At 28.9% G+C, this 20,337-nt stretch carries 21 protein-coding genes and 2 pseudogenes; 7 read left to right on the top strand and 16 right to left on the bottom strand.

Features of this window, described 5'->3' with window-relative positions; genetic code table 11:
* Window positions 1-154 precede the first annotated feature (154 nt).
* Window positions 155-1,309, bottom strand: coding sequence for an iron-containing alcohol dehydrogenase (locus tag MTX53_RS12605; protein ID WP_244834099.1), 1,155 nt, complete (start codon window positions 1,307-1,309; stop codon window positions 155-157).
* Window positions 1,310-1,329: 20 nt separating this feature from the next.
* Window positions 1,330-2,655, bottom strand: coding sequence for an aminotransferase class III-fold pyridoxal phosphate-dependent enzyme (locus MTX53_RS12610; protein ID WP_244835502.1), 1,326 nt, complete (start codon window positions 2,653-2,655; stop codon window positions 1,330-1,332).
* A gap of 318 nt (window positions 2,656-2,973) precedes the next feature.
* Here MTX53_RS12610 and MTX53_RS12615 point away from each other — a divergent pair, with 318 nt between their 5' ends.
* On the top strand, window positions 2,974-4,137 hold the full coding sequence (locus MTX53_RS12615) for a PucR family transcriptional regulator (protein WP_244834100.1): 1,164 nt from the start codon (window positions 2,974-2,976) through the stop codon (window positions 4,135-4,137).
* A 146-nt stretch (window positions 4,138-4,283) separates the two neighbouring features.
* On the opposite strand, the gene MTX53_RS12620 is transcribed toward MTX53_RS12615, so the two are convergent.
* The 3 genes from MTX53_RS12620 to MTX53_RS12630 all read right to left on the bottom strand — a co-directional run bounded on the left by MTX53_RS12620 (window position 4,284) and on the right by MTX53_RS12630 (window position 7,108).
* Complete coding sequence (locus MTX53_RS12620; RefSeq protein WP_244834101.1) at window positions 4,284-4,892, bottom strand: hypothetical protein; 609 nt, start codon at window positions 4,890-4,892, stop codon at window positions 4,284-4,286.
* A 61-nt stretch (window positions 4,893-4,953) separates the two neighbouring features.
* A complete protein-coding gene (locus MTX53_RS12625) occupies window positions 4,954-6,423 on the bottom strand; it encodes a HAMP domain-containing sensor histidine kinase (protein ID WP_244834102.1) in 1,470 nt (489 codons plus the stop codon).
* On the bottom strand, window positions 6,404-7,108 hold the full coding sequence (locus tag MTX53_RS12630) for a response regulator transcription factor (protein WP_244835503.1): 705 nt from the start codon (window positions 7,106-7,108) through the stop codon (window positions 6,404-6,406). The genes MTX53_RS12625 and MTX53_RS12630 overlap by 20 nt, the downstream gene beginning before the upstream one ends.
* Window positions 7,109-7,257: 149 nt before the next feature.
* On the opposite strand from MTX53_RS12630, the gene MTX53_RS12635 reads away from it, so the two are divergent.
* Complete coding sequence (locus MTX53_RS12635) at window positions 7,258-8,034, top strand: histidinol-phosphatase (protein WP_244834103.1); 777 nt, start codon at window positions 7,258-7,260, stop codon at window positions 8,032-8,034.
* A 52-nt stretch (window positions 8,035-8,086) separates the two neighbouring features.
* Here the strand turns inward: MTX53_RS12635 and MTX53_RS12640 are convergent, their stop codons facing one another.
* The 5 genes and pseudogenes from MTX53_RS12640 to MTX53_RS12660 form a co-directional block, all read right to left on the bottom strand.
* Entirely contained in the window at window positions 8,087-8,464 is a 378-nt protein-coding gene (locus MTX53_RS12640) for a hypothetical protein (RefSeq protein WP_244834104.1), read from the bottom strand.
* A gap of 62 nt (window positions 8,465-8,526) precedes the next feature.
* Window positions 8,527-8,805 (bottom strand): annotated as a pseudogene (locus MTX53_RS12645) (MerR family transcriptional regulator); the annotation flags it as partial.
* Window positions 8,806-8,889: 84 nt separating this feature from the next.
* On the bottom strand, window positions 8,890-9,045 hold the full coding sequence (locus MTX53_RS12650) for a hypothetical protein (RefSeq protein ID WP_244834105.1): 156 nt from the start codon (window positions 9,043-9,045) through the stop codon (window positions 8,890-8,892).
* Between the two features lie 174 nt (window positions 9,046-9,219).
* Complete coding sequence (locus MTX53_RS12655; RefSeq protein WP_244834106.1) at window positions 9,220-9,471, bottom strand: hypothetical protein; 252 nt, start codon at window positions 9,469-9,471, stop codon at window positions 9,220-9,222.
* A gap of 722 nt (window positions 9,472-10,193) precedes the next feature.
* Window positions 10,194-10,889 (bottom strand): hypothetical protein, encoded by a 696-nt coding sequence (locus MTX53_RS12660; protein WP_244834107.1) that lies wholly within the window; start codon window positions 10,887-10,889, stop codon window positions 10,194-10,196.
* Window positions 10,890-11,198: 309 nt separating this feature from the next.
* Here MTX53_RS12660 and MTX53_RS13105 point away from each other — a divergent pair, with 309 nt between their 5' ends.
* Window positions 11,199-11,333 carry a hypothetical protein gene (locus tag MTX53_RS13105; RefSeq protein ID WP_280527251.1) on the top strand — a complete coding sequence of 45 codons (135 nt, stop codon included), beginning with the start codon at window positions 11,199-11,201 and terminating at the stop codon, window positions 11,331-11,333.
* 55 nt (window positions 11,334-11,388) lie between these two features.
* Here the strand turns inward: MTX53_RS13105 and MTX53_RS12665 are convergent, their stop codons facing one another.
* The gene (locus MTX53_RS12665; RefSeq protein WP_244834108.1) at window positions 11,389-11,829 is read right to left on the bottom strand and encodes a GyrI-like domain-containing protein; all 441 of its coding nucleotides are present in this window, start codon (window positions 11,827-11,829) and stop codon (window positions 11,389-11,391) included.
* Window positions 11,830-11,895: 66 nt separating this feature from the next.
* The gene (locus MTX53_RS12670) at window positions 11,896-12,798 is read right to left on the bottom strand and encodes a YafY family protein (protein WP_244834109.1); all 903 of its coding nucleotides are present in this window, start codon (window positions 12,796-12,798) and stop codon (window positions 11,896-11,898) included.
* A gap of 266 nt (window positions 12,799-13,064) precedes the next feature.
* Between MTX53_RS12670 and MTX53_RS12675 the strand changes: the two genes are divergently transcribed.
* Entirely contained in the window at window positions 13,065-13,226 is a 162-nt protein-coding gene (locus MTX53_RS12675; RefSeq protein ID WP_244835508.1) for a hypothetical protein, read from the top strand.
* Window positions 13,227-13,634: 408 nt separating this feature from the next.
* Here the strand turns inward: MTX53_RS12675 and MTX53_RS12680 are convergent, their stop codons facing one another.
* The 3 genes from MTX53_RS12680 to MTX53_RS12690 all read right to left on the bottom strand — a co-directional run bounded on the left by MTX53_RS12680 (window position 13,635) and on the right by MTX53_RS12690 (window position 16,297).
* Window positions 13,635-14,438: an AAA family ATPase gene (locus MTX53_RS12680; protein ID WP_244833337.1), complete on the bottom strand. Its 804-nt coding sequence runs from the start codon at window positions 14,436-14,438 to the stop codon at window positions 13,635-13,637.
* Window positions 14,438-15,682, bottom strand: a complete 1,245-nt coding sequence (locus MTX53_RS12685) for a DDE-type integrase/transposase/recombinase (RefSeq protein WP_244833926.1) — start codon at window positions 15,680-15,682, stop codon at window positions 14,438-14,440. Before MTX53_RS12685 ends, MTX53_RS12680 begins: the two co-directional genes overlap by 1 nt.
* An 81-nt stretch (window positions 15,683-15,763) precedes the next feature.
* A complete protein-coding gene (locus tag MTX53_RS12690) occupies window positions 15,764-16,297 on the bottom strand; it encodes a DUF6431 domain-containing protein (RefSeq protein ID WP_244833335.1) in 534 nt (177 codons plus the stop codon).
* Between the two features lie 195 nt (window positions 16,298-16,492).
* On the opposite strand from MTX53_RS12690, the gene MTX53_RS12695 reads away from it, so the two are divergent.
* The 3 genes and pseudogenes from MTX53_RS12695 to MTX53_RS12705 all read left to right on the top strand — a co-directional run.
* A complete protein-coding gene (locus tag MTX53_RS12695) occupies window positions 16,493-17,761 on the top strand; it encodes a recombinase family protein (protein WP_244834110.1) in 1,269 nt (422 codons plus the stop codon).
* Complete coding sequence (locus tag MTX53_RS12700) at window positions 17,762-18,178, top strand: hypothetical protein (protein ID WP_061106162.1); 417 nt, start codon at window positions 17,762-17,764, stop codon at window positions 18,176-18,178.
* Between the two features lies 1 nt (window position 18,179).
* A pseudogene (locus MTX53_RS12705) lies at window positions 18,180-18,914 on the top strand (recombinase family protein); the annotation flags it as partial.
* 144 nt (window positions 18,915-19,058) lie between these two features.
* On the opposite strand, the gene MTX53_RS12710 reads toward MTX53_RS12705, so the two are convergent.
* Window positions 19,059-20,327: an IS4 family transposase gene (locus MTX53_RS12710; protein ID WP_244833863.1), complete on the bottom strand. Its 1,269-nt coding sequence runs from the start codon at window positions 20,325-20,327 to the stop codon at window positions 19,059-19,061.
* Between the last annotated feature and the right edge of the window lie 10 nt (window positions 20,328-20,337).

The raw sequence follows: 20,337 nt of genomic DNA on the forward strand, positions 1-20,337 counted from the left end.
CAGCCAAAAGCACTTAATTTTTTAGCGCCTTTGCTGTATTTACAATTATCTGTATTTATTTATAATTTATTTATATCTTGATTATACTCTTATTAAAAACTCAAGCAATGCTCTGTAGCACATATTTTTTTATGCTATAGCACATTTAATACTTTTATGAAAAATAAATCTTCTTATATATATTTATACAATCTTCTTTAGTTATAGTTTTTATTGTATTTGCAGGACTACCAGAAAGAATTGCATCTTCCGCCATTTTAGGAATATATTTGATAAACTTATCTTCTTCGATTCCATATTCTCTTAAACTAGGGATTTTGCAAATTTTACATAGTTCTTCTACTTTTAGTATCAATTTCTCTGCTGCTTCCTTATCACTATCATCTTTTCCTGATATTTTTATAGCACGGGCTAAGCTAGCAAATCTATCATATGCACCATCTAAGGCAAATCCAAGACATTCTTTTAAAATCATAGCATTGCTCATTCCATGAGGCACATGAAATAAAGCTCCAATAGGACGGCTCATTCCATGTACAATAGTTACGCTAGAATTATTAATACAAACTCCTGCTTCAAATGCAGCAATTGCCATCTGTTCGCGTGCCTTTGCATCATATCCATTTTTATAAGCTATAGGCAGATATTTCATTATTCTTTTTACTGCAGAAATCGCATATATATCAGTCAATTCAAATGCTTTTCGAGAAGTATATGCTTCTAATGCATGGGTTAAAGCGTCTAATCCTGTTGATGCAGTAACGCTTTTTGGCATATCCACAGTAAAATCAAAATCAATAATCGCAATATCTGGGACTAAAGAATTTCCTTTTAAAAGCATTTTAATATCTTTTTCTTTATCTGTTATAACTGTAAATTTTGTAGCTTCTGAACCAGTTCCAGATGTAGTTGGTATTGCAACAATAGGAATCATATTTCCTATAATCTCTTTTCCATTATAATCAGATATTTTTCCACCATTTGCTACTAATGCTGCAATTGCTTTGGCTGAATCAAGAGGACTACCCCCACCTATACCAATACAAAACTGACATGAATTTTTTTTGTAAAGTGAAGCTCCTTCTTCTATCATTGTATCAATTGGTTCGCCAATAATTTCATCAAATACATAATAAGAAATATTTTCTTCTTCTAGTACTTTTTTTAATTGATTCATCATTGGAGATTTTCCAACATGCTTTCCTGTAACTATAAAAGCTTTATTTCCTAAATTTTTAAAATATGCTTTTGCTTCTTCTATTGCATTTTTTCCTATTATTACATGTGACGGTATTGAAAAATGAGACATACACATCTCTCCTTACATTATTATATAAATTCTTTATCTACTATTGTTAATACTTCATCTAATTTTAATAGTTCCTCTTTAAGCTGATCTTCTGTAATTATAAGTGGAGGACATATAAAAATCATATTTTCATGAGAATAAGTCATAAATTTCTTTTCCTTAAGCATACCAATTATTTTTCCCATAGTGCCTTCAAGATCTTTACCATAAGGAACAATCGGTTCTTTTGTTGTCTTATCTTTTACAAGTTCAACACAAGAAAATAAACCAATATGACGAGTATCTCCTATAGAAGGATGTTTTTCTTTCATGAAATCCAACTCTTTTGCAAGTACAGCACCAACTCTATTAACATTTTCTAAAATATTAGCTTTGCTATAATAATTTACACAAGCAACACCTGCAGCACATGCAAGAGGATGTCCACTATATGTAAGACCACATGATAAAAGGTGGTCATCAAAATATGCTGCTATTTTTTTGCTTACAGCAACTCCTCCTAATTGTACATATCCACATGTAACACCTTTAGCAAATGTTACAATATCAGGAATTACATCAAAATTTTCAAATGCGAACATTTTTCCTGTTCTTGCCCATCCAGCCATAACTTCATCGCATATCATAATTATTCCGAATTCATCGCATATTTTTCGTATTCCTGGAAGATACCCTTTTGGTGGAATAATAATACCATTTGAACCAGTAATTGTTTCTATTTCAATTGCTGCAACACTATCAGCACCTTCGTATATAATTTGTTCTCTTAATTTTGCTAAATAGTATTTTGTTGCTTCCTCTTCAGATTTAAAATCAATTGGTTCACGATACATATATGGATCAAAAAATTTAACAAATCCCGGGATTCCAGGTTCTAATGGATAACGTCTTGGTTCTCCTGTTAAATTACCAGCTCCGAATGATGATCCATGATAACTCCTATAACGACTAAATATCTTGTTTCTTCCAGTAACCATTCTTGCAATTTTAATTGCATTTTCATTTGCATCTGCACCTGCATTAGTAAAAAAAACTTTTCCAAATGTATCTGGTAAAAGATTTATAATCATTTTTGCTAATGTAACTCTTGATTCAGCTGCATATGATGGTCCTATAAAACAATATTTATCAACCTGCTTTTTAATTGCTTCTGCAATATCTGAATTGCCAAATCCTAAATTTAAATTTACAAGTTGTGAGGACATATCTGTATATCTATTTCCATCATAATCATAGAAATAAATTCCTTCTGCTTTTTTTATTGGTAATGGATTAATCGAATTTTGCTTACTCCATGATTGTAATACATATTTTTTTGCATTTTCTTTTATTTCTGCTGCTGACATTGTCATATCAATATCATCCTTTCTCTAATTAATAAATATATAAATTATTACATCTGTAGTTATTTTTCTTGATTGATTTTTATTATATTCTTTTGACTAGTATAAACAACATGCTATCGCCTAATTTCATTTGTGCGATAGCACAATCAAATTCATTATTTTAAATATAATTTAATATATGAAATAAACTATCCAAATAATTTGCAATTATTTTAAATAATGATATAATATTGATAATAAAAGCAGGCAAAGAAGCTTATTATGGTTTTCTTTGCCTGTTTTTTTATATTTATACTTAATATAAAAAGGAGAATGATTATGTCAGTTGAACTTTATAAATTAATTAAAAATTTAAATAATATGGACATAACTTTAGCTGCTGGAGAAAAAGGTATGCATAATATTGTAAGATGGGTTCATATGGTTGAAACCACTGAAGCTTCTTCTTTTTTGCAAGGAGGAGAAATTGCTTTTGCTACAGGATTTGGACTTAGTAACAGACAAACCTTATTAGAATTAGCTAAAAGTATTTATAATAATAATGCAGCAGGACTCATATTAAATACTGGACCATTTTTAGAAAAAATATCTGATGATGTATTAGAATTTGGTAACAAAAATAATTTTCCTATTTTTATTGTTCCTTGGAAGATTCATTTAGCAGAAATAATGCGTATCTTCTGTCTTTCAATATTAAAAGATGAGCAGAAAAATATAGAAATATCTGCTGCATTTAAAAATGCAATATTTTTTCCAAAACAAGAAGAATTATATGTTATTCAGTTATCTCAAAGAGGATTTAATATTAGCTGGCACTATGCTGTATGCGTAATAAATTTAAAAAATTCAAAAGATTCTATTTCAAAAAAGTTAAATTCCATAATAATAAATTTAGAAAATCATATGGCTCATAATTATAACAATTTTGCTATTTTTCTTCATAATACAGAAATATTTATTATTTTAGCAAATTATTCAAGCGAGGAATTGCATAGTTATATTGAGGAATTAATTAATCACTTAAAAATATTATTAAACGGTAGAGAAAATTTCACTATAGGAATTGGGAAACAAACAAAGAGCATACGCTGTCTTTGTAAAAGTTATCGACAAGCAAAAAACATACAGACGCTCCAGACAAAAAATAAAATTGATAAATCTCTTATTTTTTATTCTGATATGGGTATTTTTAAACTTCTTATGAATATTGAAGATAGCGATATACTGTATGAATATTACGAACATACAATAAAACCAATACAAGAACATGATAAAAAAAATGATTCTTCACTCGTAGCAGTTTTGCGTTCTTATCTTAAAAATAATGGAAGTGTAAAAGAAACCGCTGACGAACTATTTATTCATCGTAATACTGTAAATTACAAAATCAATAAAATAGAGGAATTACTCAATATGGATCTTTCTTCATTAGATTCTAGAATACAACTCAGTGTAGGACTTATGCTTAAAGATATGCTTTAAATAGTCAATATTTAATTTTTAAAAGCTGCACCAAATTAAGTTTTTAGCTTAATCTGATACAGCTTTTTTATACATCCTAATTATTTTTTAATATTGTAAAACTTTTTTTATTAACCATTATTAAATATAATATAATTTTTATTTAATTAAACTTCAGGTGAACTACTTTCATCTGAAGTATCTGTTGTTGTTGTAGACTTTGATTCTGTTTGTGAAGACTTTTTATTAGGCTTTGAATCTTTAATTGCGTTTTTTACTGCATCTTTAGCTTCTTCATCAGTCATTTTTGATATATCTATTCCTAATTTTTCTGCAGCCTTTTTAACTCTTTCAACTGAATTTTCTTTTCCCTTCGCTTTCATAGCATCTTTTACTGCACTTCTAACTTCTTCATCAGTCATTCCTGATATGTCTATTCCTAATTTTTCTGCAGTTTTTTTATCTCTTTCAATTGATTTTTCTTTTCCTTGTGCTTTCATCGCATCTTTTACTGCTTTAATAGAATCTTCCTGACTTAATCCTGTTATATCTACTCCTAGTTCTTTTGCTTTTTCAGCATAATTATCTGCTGTAATTTTAAATCTTTCTGCTTTGCCTTTTCCCTTGCAATGTTTAGTTGTATTTGTTGTGTTTTCAGTCTGAGTCTCTACTGATGCTTCTGTACTTGTTGTTAAATCAGCTGCAAATACTGGGACACTACTTGTTATTCCTATAAAACCTGCTACAAATAATCCTAATAATTTTTTCTTATTCATATATAATTCTCTCCTTTTAAATACTTATTTTTATATATTTGTTTTTACAAGTTTATAATAACTATTTAATGTGAAATTTATGTGAAATAGAAAAAATTTTTTTAATATTAGGAATTTCAATTATGAAAATAACTCCGTTTTCAAGATTAACTACACTGCATTTCCCTTTGTGAAGTTTTGATATAAGTTTTACTAAAGATAATCCTATTCCATGTCCACCATACTCTCTTGTTCTTGCTTTATCTACTCTATAACATACATCCCATATTTTATTTAGTTCATTTTTTGGTATATTGTTGCCAGTATTAAATACGCTTAATAAAAAATTATCCTCTCTTAATATGCCTTTTATATTTATTTCTTTTTTATTTTCTTTTGCGATGCAATAATTAACCGCATTTAAAAGATAATTGTTTAAGGCTTTTTCAAGAAGCTCTCTATCTGCATTTAAAATAATATCCTCTCTACATTCTATATTTACATCAATGTTTTTCTCTTCAAATAAAGGCTTAAACCTTTTTACTGCATCTTCTATAAAGTCATTTGCATTGAAATTTGAAATATTTAAACTTATAAGACTTCCTTCCATCATCGAATAATCAAGAAGTTGTTTTATAAGTTCATCCATTCTATCACATTCATTTACAATCACCTTATAATATTTGTCTCTTTTTTCATCATTGTTTGCTACGCCATACTTAAGCCCTTCCACATATCCTTTTATAATAGAAATAGGTGTTTTAAGCTCGTGAGACATATCTCTTACAAGCATTTTTCTTCTCTCAACATCATGCTTAAGATCGTTTATATTCTTACTAAGTTTATCTGAAATTTCATTTATGCTTTTTCCGAGAGTTCCTATTTCATCATTTGATTTTACATTTACAATCTTATCAAATTTAAGATTTGAGATGTTTTCAGAAACCTTACTCATTTCTACTATAGGTTTTGTAATTTTTCTAGAAAATATAAGTATTATGACTGAACCTAAAAGTATAACTATAAATCCTGCAATTATAAAAAACTCATTTGCTATGCTAGCATTATTCTGAATTCCATTTATATATTTAATAAGTATAAGATATTTATTACTATCTATCCTTGTAATGCTCATTATCTTTGTCATATTATCTTCTTTTGCTTTTGTTTGATGAACAAAATACTTATCCTTAGCAGAGTTCTCTTTCTGCTCATCTAAAATCATTCTTTTTAAATCAATGTCTATCAATTTCTTTTTCTGGCTAAGCCTCAAATTCAATGAATTATATTCAATATTCAATGAATTATCAACTATTATGGTGCTTATGCCATCAGATTTTGATATTGAATCTATATATTCGTATATATAATCAATATTATTCTCATAGTTATCTACTATAGTCATGCTTATATTTTTCAAAATACCTTTTGTTTTATACGTATAAAAAGACTTCAGAAAAAAAGTATTTAAAAGTATTACAGCTAATATCATTAAAGACATAAGTGTTGTAAATATTATAAATAATTTAAATTTAATTGTTGCTGTCTTCATTTTTATCTGTCTGGAATATATATCCAGTCCCCCTTACTGTCTTTATATAATGTCCACAGTCTTCAAGCTTAGATCTTAATGTTTTTATATGCGTATCAATCGTTCTTATATCTCCATCAAAATCAAATCCCCATATTTTATCTAAAATCTGATCACGATTTAAGACATTATTTTGATTTTCAATAAAATAAATCAAAAGGCTGTACTCTTTATTGTTAAGTTTAACCTCTAACCATAAATCATTTTTCTTTATCATAACTTTATGGCTTCCATTATCTACAATAATATTTTCTAAACATATTTTCTCTGATAACTTTTTCTTTATTTTTTTTGCAATATTATTAATTCTAGCAATAAATACTTCATAGCTAAATGGCTTTGCTATATATTCATCTGCACCCTTATTAAATCCGAATACTTCATGTTTTTCATCTCCAAGGGCTGTGAGCATAACTATAGGTACATCTGATTTTTGCCTTATTTCTTTAAGAACTTCCCATCCATCATATCCAGGCATCATTACATCAAGTATAACTATATCTATATCATTTCTGCTAAAAAATATATCTAATGCTTTAACTCCATCCCCTGCTTCTATAGGAATATATCCCTCTGATTTCATTATGTCACACACAAGCTCCCTTATTATTCTGTCATCTTCTGCTATAAGAATTTTTATATCTATTGTTCTCACACCCTTTTTTCAATATTTATATACTATTATAACAAAAAAATAATGCTCTCTTGAGAAATTTATAGTATTGAAGTATATTTTATAATGTATATTTAAATTAACAATAATACTTAAGACTAAATGAAGGAGATATTATAATTATGAACTCAAAAGTGAATTATCATACTCATACATTCAGATGTAAACATGCTGATGGTACTGAAAAAGATTATGTACTTGAAGCACTAAAGAAGAACTTTAAGAAATTAGGTTTTAGTGATCATGGTCCTTACCCAGATGATAGATTTGGTTTTCGTATGGATTACTGCGAACTAAATGATTATGTTAATACGGTAAAAAATCTAGAAAAAGAATTTGAAGATAAATTAAATATTTCTGTTGGCTTAGAGATTGAATATGATCCAAATAGCCATGAATACTATAAATATCTATTAAATGAACTTAGAATAGACTATTTAGCTTTAGGACAGCATATGTTTTTAGAAAATAATGAATTTACTAACACTTATTTTTTAACTGATACAAAACAATATTTAACTTATGCAAAATCTATTAAATCTGCATTAAGTACAGGCTTTTTTAAATTTGTTGCTCATCCAGATCTTATTTTTATTAATGATTTACCATGGGATGATAACTGCGACAAAGCTTCTAGCATTATAATTGAAGCAGCCAAAAAATATGATTCTATACTTGAACTAAATGCTAATGGTATTAGAAGAGGTTTGAACACTTATTGTGATGGTACACGTTATCCTTATCCTCACAGAAAGTTTTGGGACAAGGCTAGCTCAAATAATATAAAAGTATTAATCAATTCTGACTGCCATTCTCCTAATCAATTATGGGATGAAAAGATGGATGATGCTTACTCATTAGCTAATGAATTGAATTTAAATATTGTTTATGACATATAGTTATATATCATCTTACATATTTTACTATTTAAATTAGTTTAGTAAAAAAAGCTTAGCGATTTAATACTAAGCTTTTCTTATTAATATATTTATCACTATTAACAAATTCTATGGCAAACTTATCTTCACTTATACGATTAATGCTATTTTCATCAACCCATGTTAAAAGAATATATACATTATTCCTGTTGTTGCAAAAACCAATTTCAATTGCCTTTGACATTTTAAATGGTAATGTATTACATTTCTTAATAAATTTAAACTCTTCTATTTTATCATAGTAACTATCTGCATCCGAAATACGTAATAATAGCTTATTTCCCTCATAATCTTCTATGTAAAACTTTGAATCAGAAGACCAACCTTCATTTACTTTTTTTATAATTCTCCAACTTTTGAAACTAGGAATATCTTTTAATTCACTGTACATTCTATTTTCTCCTTTGATATAAACTTTTGCTTAAATCAGCTGTAAGCTTTTCATATAATTCTTTTACAACTTTCAATAAATTGATTATATTTATCTATGCTACCATACATTTTAATTGCTTTATCTTCGTGTTCTATTTTAAATTCTTCCAATACTTTATAATATTCACTCATATCAAATTCTTTAAAATTCATAGTTCTTTCACCCTTTATAGTTTTATTTATAAGATCTATTAAACCATTCAATCTTTTTTGTTTTAACATAAGCAGCTTTTTTTGATTTCTTAGTGCTTCCATTTTATCAAAGTACGGACTTGACATTATATCTTTAACTTCTTTCAAAGAAAAAAGCACCCATCCAATAAAGAATAATGCTTCTTTTTAATTAAATTTTTAATATAATACTTTTACCCATAAAAACGGATCTTATTTAAAAGATAGTTTCATATCTTGTAAATTTATAGTTGCATTAAGAGCTTTTAATATATCAAGGCCTATTAGTAAATCAATATCTATTCCATAATCCATATCATTAATTTTAGAATCATTTATTTCAATAGTATCGAATTTCTTCGTAACCACCTACACCATGCGCAGTATTTCTAATCTCATTACCATCTAATAAAATATAATCAGCATTAATCAGTGTAGTGGCGGAACCTGTATCAATTAATACTTTATTTAAATGCATGTTTGAGTTATTTAGTTTACAATCTAATTCACAAAATAATAATTGTTTATAATATCGCAATTTAATCATCTTATTAATCCTATCCTTTTTATTTCATATTCAAGCTTATCTTTTCTAGTATCATCAAAACTTAATTGACGTAACTTATCTTTTCTGTGCAGCATACGGTAATATTTAAATGCTTCATTAATATCATCGAAAACTTCTACTACTGCAATATCTTCAATAATTAATTTATTACCATCTTCATGTTGTTTTAAACTGTCAAATACAATCCATTTGTTAGGATATGTTTTTCTTGCTTCACTCCATTTCATATTATCAGCTCCTTATATAATACTTGTTCTCGTTAATGTCTTTGCTTTTATATGACCATAAATATATAAGTAAATAATATCATGGCGTAAAAATAGTGTGAAGTTATATATCAGAATAATAATGAATGTAAATTAAACTTGAAAAGTAGAGATTTTATTTATTCCTAAATTCTATGTATTGAAAAAATATCTATAAAATGATAAAGAAAAAAGCACCCATCCAACAAATTATTTTTTTATCCAATGCAGACTTCAAAAGATACTCTGATTGAGGATATGTTTTGGGGCAAAAATAAAGCAAAAAATAATGGGGTGAATTGCAAAAGGGGTAAAAAAATTATGGCAGCTGCATTCCATTTTTTAATGGATCATGCTGCCATAATTTTTTTTTTACAGAGCTTGCCCCTTTTCAAGAAAGGAATTTTTTTATAATTACCACACCCAAAACAATCTACTCTATTTTTTTATATATATAACTTGTTAGATGTGCACAATATGGCACAATTACGCAAAATATTGGATTTATATTATAATATCTCATTAGAATAACAAATATTATGTTTCCAAATCCTAATATTAAACCAATTATTCGTTGAACTTTATATGGATTTTGTAAATCTTTCAAAACAAATAATTTAATAAATATATCAAATTTATTATAAAAAAATAAACTATAAACTATAGATACAATTCCTACTATTAATAAAAATATTGTAATCATGTTAATTATAACTTATACTCACAACTTTTTCGCTATGCAAACTTGTATCTAATTCATGTCCATTCCAATAATCAACCCTATATAATGTTCCATAACTAGTGTGTATAATTCTAAGTCTTACTTGTTCATCATCATCTGTATAATTACGAATATCAGATGCGGTCTCTGATCTTTGACCTTGACTTAGTAACAGCTCTAAACTCGGTACTTGCATTCCAGGAAATAAACCAAAAATAAAAGATGCAATAGTTTCTATACTAGACACATCAAATTTGTTTGCAAGTTCACGTGCATGTCTAGTAGTTAGATACATATCTATAGTTGTTTGTGAAAATCTTGGTACATTTATTAAATCTTTAACTATAGTTACTTCATCATACCTACTTGGTAAAGTATTTGGTATAGAATTACTATAGCTCCTCATTAAACTACTTTTATTAATATTACTAGATTTTTTAGCAGATTTTGAAAAATCTTTTGTTATCATTCCATTTTCATCAACATCATTTTTAGTAATAGCTTGTCCATCAAGATATGCTATTACCTCACTAGAACTATCTGATTTTTTTGTTTCGTTAAGTTCTATAGTATTTTTATTTTTAATTGTCGCTGCATTTGCTCCTACAGAAGGAACTAAAGTTGTAAAAGTTGAAGCTATCATAAGGACCCCAATAATTCTTTTTGATAAACTTTTCATGATATAATATCATCCCTTTCTATAAATTTCACTTAAAGTATATCATATAAATTATGAAAATATTGTAAAATTATGTTTTAATATTACATTTTATTAATGAATCCTACTGCGACCATAATTTTTTTTATAATTACTACACCCAAAAGATAAATCTCCTACTCTTAGATATTTTTTTATTATCTTTATTTCCTCGTACACGGTAAAAAACAAGTACCTCGTGTTAATGTTATTTTTTGAGATAATTAGCATAAGCTTTAAAAAACTAATTAGCTTTTTTAAAGTTGTTAACTTAGTTTTATGGAGGTACTTATGGATAAAAGCACTAATGAGATTAGACTAATTAAATGGGCATCTATAATAAAGGAATGTAGAAGTAGCCAAATGACCGTTACATCATGGTGTAATGAAAATAATATTAATACAAAGACATTTTATTATTATTAGATAGTATCCCTTTTGCTATCACCTCATGCATATAATCGTAACTCCCTTCTAATAATTACTTCAATGAAATATAAATATCAATTTTAGCATTATTAAAATCTGAATTTAAATACTCTTCAAAATCCGCTTCATAACTTCTATCTAAATCCATTTGCCAAATTTGATTCCAAGCTTCTGAAACTACTTTTTCCATATCTCCTTCTATAGAAAACTTAGCATATTTTCCTGCAGGAATTTTCTTTATTGTAAGTTCTTCATTTTCAGCCTTACATACCTCATTTCCCGCTGTAACTAAATACTCGTTATCTTCATAGTCTGAATAAAGTCCTATGGCATATTCATTCACCTTATTTTTTATTGTTTCACTAATGTCACCTTGATATAAACTTTTCCAAAGGTCTCCAATTATTTTTCCCATATTAGGATCATCATTGCTTGTAACCGCACTAACCCCTACTACTATTTTTTCTTCTAAATTAACAATTTCATACTTCATATTTATAACCTCCACATATTTGATAAGGTTATTATACTTGGATTAATATGACAGCTGTATGTCATATTAAGAATAATTTAAAAGCATTTTTTCAATTCTATTTTTTATTTCTTTTCTTATTTCTTGTGGCTCTAAAACTTCACATTCTTCTCCAAATGAAGATATATAGTTAAAAAGCCATTCTCCTTTTGGATGTTTAGTAGTAACAATAAAACTGCCATCATCTAGCTTCTTAAAATATTCAAATTCATCATACACTCTATATGCCATTTTAGAATAAATTCTCATTTTTAAAGTAACAAACTCATCATTAAAAATATTATCTTCCTTAATTATATTTTTTGGTGCTTTAATATCAAAGCTCTCTTTAGAAGTGCATAATCCCTTTATCCTTCTTAATTTAAAAAATCTGTAATCATTTCGCATTCTACAATATCCATACATATACCAACTTTGACCTTTAAAATATAATTTTAACGGACATACTTCCCTACTAATATTTTCACCTTTACCACTGCTATAATCAAACTTTACTACTTTTTTAGTTAATATTGCAGATTTAAGATTATTAAAAGTTTCTTTTTCACTTTCTGCATTTGACCAATTTGAAAAATCAACTTCTATCCAATCAGTATCGTTTTCACCCAATATATTATTTAATTTTCTAAGAACCTTTTCAGACTCTGCATCACTAAAACTTACAGCATTAACTGCTCTTATAGATGATAATATTTCTGATTTTTCTTCTTCTGTTAATATGGCTTTATTTAATATAAAGTCTTTTAATATAGATATCCCCCCACCTTTTCCTTTACTCATATATACTGGAATCCCTGCTGTAGACAGTGTTTCAATATCTCTATAAATAGTTCTTTGTGATACTTCAAATCTTTCTGCTAACTCTTTTGCAGTTATAATATTCTTTTCTAAAAGAATATATATAATTTCAAATAATCTATTTACTTGCATAAGTTTTTCCCCTTTATTATACATGTCTTCGAGTAATTAATCTTACTATTTGCTATTGCACAAATTTGTTCATAATTTTATTTTATCATATTCTTCAGACAAACCTTTTCCATTTTATTCTTGTGTATATATTCTACATAATTATGGTATAATTCTAAAGTACAAATTTAAGATTCCGTAGTGGGATGGCTACGGGGGTTTTGAACGTTTTATCCCCCTTGGACTATTGGTGAATATTTCATCATAGTTAGGGGGTGGTATTGGATATGTTTAATACTTTGATAAAGTGTATATCAGTCATTTATGTAATTAGATTAATTCTAAAACATAATCTTTTTATACATCATTTAAAAATTAAGATTAAGTTTCTTGGTCTTGACATAGAAGTTAAAAGCAAAGAAAAAAGTGCCCCATCCTGCGAAGATTAGCACTTTTTTCTAAGATTCATTGTTTATAATATAAATCTAATCCAATAGCCCTAAAACAAAATAAATGTTCTAAGACTTAGCTTAGCGCTCTAGCACTAAGCTTTTCTTATTTATATTATATCAAATTTTTATAGAAAATAAACATAAATAATTTATATATTTAAAAACTGTAATTAAAGTACATTGTATACGGCAATAAGTATTAAATCAGATTTTCCTTCTTCCTTAGGTATTGAACGTCAAATTATTTGATGCTAATATCATAACTTTATTTGATGCTAAAAATGAATATATTCTTCAAAATCTTCAATGAAAATGAGGCTACTTCGTTACGGTTTATGATGATAAATATTCTGAATATTACAAAAAAATCCACAAATACCTTATTGATATTTGCAGATTTTACTTTTATCCAAGTTCAGTTTCATTAACAGCAAGCATTATTATGTCACTATCAATTGTATTCATATTTTTTGTATTGCCTATCATAAGGCTAGAATCACAGATTTTATTAACAATTCTAGGAACTCCGTTCGAAGCGTTAGCAATTGCTTCAAGAGCGGTATCATCAAAAATATCAGTATTACATTTAGCACCAGTAAGCTTTGCTAATATATAGTCTTTAGTTTCTGATTTTGTGAGATTATCTAAATTATAATTCATTGTTATACGTTGTCTTAAAGGCTCATTAGCAACTAGCCTCATGGTATTATTTAACTGAGGAAGCCCCACAAGAAGTACTATTGCACGATCTCTTGAATCCATGTCAAAATTAAAAAGCATTTTTAAATCATTAAGTATTCCATTACTTACATAATTAGCTTCATCAATAATTATTACAGGAGTTATACGTTTTTCAACTGAATATCTAGTTATTTCATTTTGGATAATTTTGAAATTATCAATTTTTCTGCACATTGGCTCTAGTCCAAGCTGGGCAGCCATATTTTTATAAAATTCTGCAACAGTAAGTGTAGAAAGGGAACTATAAATAACTTTATAAAGTGATGAATTAAGGCTATTAGACCAGTTTCTTATTATTGTAGTTTTACCTCGCCCTGGACCTCCGGTCAGGATTCCGAAACCTTTATTATTAAGTAAATAATTAAGTCTACAAATAACTTCTTTATAGTCAGAAGTTTCTACTACTATTTCCTTAGAATTTTTTATAAACGGATTAAAATCCATTCCATATCTACTTATATAATCCATTATTCTTGACCTCCAGTAAGTTTTATTTTTTCCCTTTTTATAACAGAATTATCATGCTTATTTAAAAGCTTTATTTCTGTAAGTTCAGAAGTGTTTTTATCAACTACATAAATTTTGCTTAAATCAGGTGAATATCTTAGGGTTATTCTTTGTTTTGAGTATCTATAATCAACTTCATATTCTGTTTCATCTATCATAACTACGTTATCGGCTGATACTCTTCTTTCATATTCAAGTAAAAAGGAAGTTTCAATTTGTTCATCTGTAAGCCTTTTAATCATGTGAGATTCCTTGAAAAACCTGTCCTGTGGAGATAGTCCATCTAGAGAAGAATGTATATGCTGATTATAGCTATTAACATATGAAATAAGGCTTATCCTAAGTTCATCTAAATTATTAAAATCATTCATATTAAGCTGGGACATCCATTGATCTTTTAATGTACGAAACCACCTTTCAATTTTAGCTTTTGATTGTGGGGTATAGGGTGCACAATAACTAATAGTTGTACCTATTCTAGCTGCTAAAAGTTCCATTTGCTTGTTCTTATATGAAGCACCATTATCAAAGTTTAAGATTTTAGGTTTCCCGAATCGTGTAACAGCAGATTTTAAAACAGACATAAGATTTACAAAATTATCATTAAAAAATACATCTATTCCTGTTATGTATCTTGAAGCATCATCAATAAGTGCTATTATGTAAACGCGTTTCTTTTTACCATCTACCTTCAAATAAGGTCCAACGCTGCTGTCACCACACCATACTTCATTTATATGAGCACGCTCATATCTTTTCATATCTTTATTTTTAGAATATTTATTCTCAAGCTTAAGAACATTAACATACCTATTAATTGTTGAAAGTGAAATATCTCCTTTAACAATAGTTCCATTGTTAATAAGCTTTTGATAGATAAGTGTTGCTGGGATTCTTGGATATTCTTGTTTTAAATATTTAATCTGTTCTGTAATATCAGAATCTAATTTACGTGTTCTTCCAGTGTCGCATCGTTTTACAGGTATGAGTGCCTCAAAGCCCTTATTCTTGTAATTGTAATACCAACGTTCAAGAGTAGCAGCAGCTACCTTAGTATCTTCACCATCTGGAGTCTGATATACTTTGCCTGCGGCATCTCGGAAAAATTGTTTAACACTTTTATTTTCATCATAAGTACCACTTATCAGAGGAGCCAAGATTCCGTACCTGAAAAGTGCTATTTCTTTTCTAGTTTTTTCGTCCATATTTTGAAAAAGCCTCCTTTGTTTTATTACAATATAAGCTTATATCTACATAAATTAACAGTAAAACTAAGTTATGTGGTTTTACGAAAATAAAATATTATTGATGCATTTAATTTGCATAAATTGTCTTTTAAAGTTTTTTAAACATTGCTTTGAAATACTTAAATCTAATGAAATTTTAAATGAAGTAATACGTTCCTTCCAATGCTCTAGATATTGTTTTATTATATAAAAAATATTGCTTTCATCGATAAATTCATTAGCTATCATAATGGGTTCAAAAGAAGCTTTGGAATTATAAGCATTAATAATTGAAATATGATCACATAAAAGAATTTGAGAATAAGGTACAATACACTCTGGAAATATAGCATGAGTTTTATTGCAACATGTACACTTTGCTCTAAGAATTGTTATAGATATCTTGCCATCACTGTTTTTAACAGTTCTCTTGTAATAACCATGCTTTACAAGCTGCCCGGACCTTCCGCAGGAACAAGTAAGTTTGTGAAAATCTATGTCTTTAATAAATTTATCATAGGATTTTTGCGTTAATGACTTGATTTTTGAATCTAAATTAGATATGATTTTTGTATCATAAATATTAGTTATCATAGAATTTATGGTTAGCAGAGCAACAAAACTTTGGTCGGTGGTGTTGCTCTGCTTTTTTCCTTTCTAAGAATAATATAAAATAATAATATACTAAAAAAGGCAAGCATTAAATACTTTGACTAAAATTTAGTCATGCAAATAATGCTTGCTCTTTATTTATTTTGAAGATATTTAAATTTTTTAACATCATATAAAATGCTATTCTATAGTAATACAGTAGATTGTCTAGAGTTAGTAAGAAAACTGATTGATATCGGTGTTTATATTTATTTTGAAAAAGAGAATCTAAATACGGGTGATATGGAAAGTGAACTGATGCTTTCTATTCTTTCAGGGTTTGCTGCAGAAGAGTCTGCATCTATTTCACAAAACTCAACATGGTCCATTCAAAAGAGATTTCAAAATGGCAGTTATGTTGGTACTCCACCCTACGGCTACACCAATACAGATGGTGAAATGGTAATCGTCCCAGAAGAAGCAGAAATCATCAAACGTATTTTTACTGAGTGCCTTTCAGGGAAAGGTGGAGGTACTATAGCAAGAGGTTTGAACAAAGACAAAATTCCTGCAAGTAGAGGTAATCACTGGAGTGCAGGCACGGTGATAGACATGCTTCGAAACGAAAAATATATGGGTGATGTCCTACTGCAAAAGACTTACACCGATAGTAACTACAACCGCCATCCAAACACAGGGGAAAAAAACCAATACTACTACAAGGATAATCATGAACCTATTATAAGTAGAGAAGACTTTGCTAAGGCACAAGATCTCATTGATGAAAGAGCCAAGATGAAGTGTAAGGGCGTGAAAAAGAACGTTTATCTTAATCGATATGCTTTAAGTGGCAAGATTGTCTGTGGAGAGTGTGGTCGCAATTTTAGGAGAAAGACAAACTACTCAGCTTGTAGGAGTTACATTGCTTGGAGTTGCATCGGTCATATTGAAGACAAAGAGAGTTGCTCCATGTTGTTCTTGCAAGATGGGGAAATCAAAGCCACATTTACAACCATGATGAATAAGCTTGCTTTCAGTAACAAACTAATCCTAGAGCCACTTTTCAAATCAATTAGCCAAATTGATGAAGAAAGCGACCGTGAAAGAATGGATGCTATTGATAAGCGAATGGAGCAACTAATGGAAGAACGCAATACCCTTATTACACTGATGGCCAAAGGTTTCCTTGAGCCAGCTCTTTTTAATCAGGAACGAAATGTTTTAGATAGTGAGATGAAAAATCTTTCAACTGAAAAAACAAACCTTGTATCAAATTCCGCGAGTGAGATTTTGCGAGCAAACGAGATAAAGGACCTCATTAATTACGTGTCAGCAGATAATTTTAATGGTGACTACACGGAAGAACTATTTGAAGAATTTGTAGAGAACATCATTGTAAATTCCAGGGATGAGCTGACATTCAATTTAAAATGCGGTCTTTCCCTGAAAGAAAAGGTGGTGAGATAAATGGCATATATTCCATATGGATACAAAATTCAAGATGGAGTGGTTACTGTCGATGAAAAGGCAGCAGGTCAAGTAAAGGTATTCTTTGAGAAATACATATCAGGACTATCCCTTACAGTGGCTGGCGAACAGGCAGGTATTGATAAGACACATTCTGTGATGGGTCGCATTTTGAAAAACGTCAACTACCTTGGAAATGATACATATCCAGCAATTATTGATAAAGAGATATTTGATAAAGCTGAAGAAGTTAGAGATAAGCGTGCAAAGGATTTAGGACGAGTGGTAGAGCTTGCCGCTTTCACCTCTCCCCCTCCCAAAGAACGATTCAAAATGAAAAAGGCAGATAATAAGATGCCAGTTGATCCTTTTGAACGAGCAGAATACTTATATAGTCTGATAGAAAGCGAGGAATAAAGTGACAGAGAAAAATATAATGGTTATTCCTGCTCGTAAAAGAGTAGGAAGTACAGCCGCAAAAGAAAAGATAAAGAAACTTCGTGTTGCTGCCTATTGCCGTGTTTCTACAGAAACAGAAGAACAAAATTCTAGCTATGAGGTTCAGGTCGCACACTATACAGAGTTTATAAAGAAAAATAATGAATGGGAGTTTGCTGGCATCTTTGCAGATGATGGTATCTCTGGTACGAACACTAAAAAGCGTGACGAATTTAATCGCATGATTGCAGAGTGTATGGACGGTAACATTGACATGGTTATTACAAAATCCATCAGCCGATTTGCGCGTAACACCCTAGACTGCCTTCAATACATTAGACAGCTCAAGGATAAGAACATATCCGTCTATTTTGAAAAAGAGAACATCAACACCATGGATGCCAAGGGTGAGGTGCTACTTACCATTATGGCATCTCTAGCACAACAGGAAAGCCAGAGCCTTTCACAAAACGTTAAGCTTGGCCTACAGTACCGATACCAACAAGGAAAGGTGCAGGTCAACCATAAGCGATTTATGGGCTACACGAAAGATGAAGATGGAAATTTAATTATTGTCCCCGAAGAAGCTGAGATTATCAAACGCATCTACCGAGAATACCTTGAAGGTCAGAGTCTAGTGGGTATTGGTCGAGGTCTTGAAAAGGATGGTATATTAACAGCAGCGGGAAAACCAAGATGGCGACCGGACAATGTCGTCAACTTAGTAGATTAAGCTATGCAAAAATAAATTGAAAGAAATCATTTTTGATGTCTATTTTAATTTATCTTAAAAAATGGTACACTAAATAAATCCACTGGATAAAGTGAATTTTAAATATGTATTTATTTATATTTAATATTAAAAACAGGATTTAATATTATGATGGTGCTTTTTTCTTGGATGTTTGTTTTTGCGCTCACAAGATCGGTTGCAACGTATTTGTGAGCGTATTTTTATAGCTTTTTCAAGTATTAATTCTAACAGCTTATTTCTTAATCTAGATTTAACTAATAAAGCTATAATTCGTTTGAATACCTGTCCCAAAATAAAATTCCTATTTGATTGATATATTGAATTTAAATCTTTATCCTTATTATCATTTGATATCGCAGCATCGGCATCTTTTTTTATAAGAGCTGCAATCATCGATAAATAAATAGAAACGTAAAAATCTTGCTTTATGGCAATTGGCTTAGTACCTGAAAATTCTTCGATTTTAAGACTGCATTTTAATTCTTTATATTTAGATTCAACGCCCCATCTTAAGAAATAGAGTTCTTTGAATTTTAAAGGCGTAATAGTATCATCATAGATGTTAGTCACTAAAGTTTCTGTCACCTCATCTGACAGCTTAACTTTTACTACTCTTATTTTTTTTATTTCACCTTTAACTTTATATTTTAAAATAAAGTCAGGGGAATCTATTGATTGTGCAAGTTTAAAAGATGTTGATACTCGCATTAAAAATAGTAATTCCTTGGAATTTAAATAATCAAACATATCATATGAAGGATAGCCTCTATCAAAAATAACAATGCTTTTTCGAGGACAGAATTTATCTCCTATTGACTCTATATGTTGTTTTGCAATATGTCTTTCACTTGTCTTATATTTAGTAATTCTAGAATCTACAATAATGTCATTTAATACATCATATAAGGCTGACGCCGTCGCAATAGCAGTTCTTGTCTTATTTTGATTACTGCTTAATCCAAAATATTCACCACATTCTTTTGTATCTGGCACTTGTAGACTAGTTCCATCTACAGCTAGAATATTAAAACCATTCCAAGTGTTTAAATTTTTATTTATACTATAAAATTTATCAACAAAAAGTCTGCATAATTCATTAAAGGCTTCTGGTGATATATTTTGTCTTGCCTTAGAAAATGCTTGTTTTGTTATTGACGGAAATTTTAAACATTTATGATCTTCAATAAAATTATCAATTTCAGAAGAGATGGATTTTCGCAATGCGGAGCAAATAAAATGAACCGTATTTGAAAAGGATAGTTTTCTATTCCTTGAGAATGAGTTACCTAAGCTGTATGCTTCTTTGTACTCACTTGAAGTAATTAAATCGTTTGTTTCTTTTAAAATTAAAGATAATAATCTAGTATTTTTCATAATGTAAAAC

Origin of the sequence: Clostridium sp. BJN0001, assembly GCF_022869825.1 — a bacterium.
In the GTDB taxonomy this organism is placed as follows: domain Bacteria; phylum Bacillota; class Clostridia; order Clostridiales; family Clostridiaceae; genus Clostridium.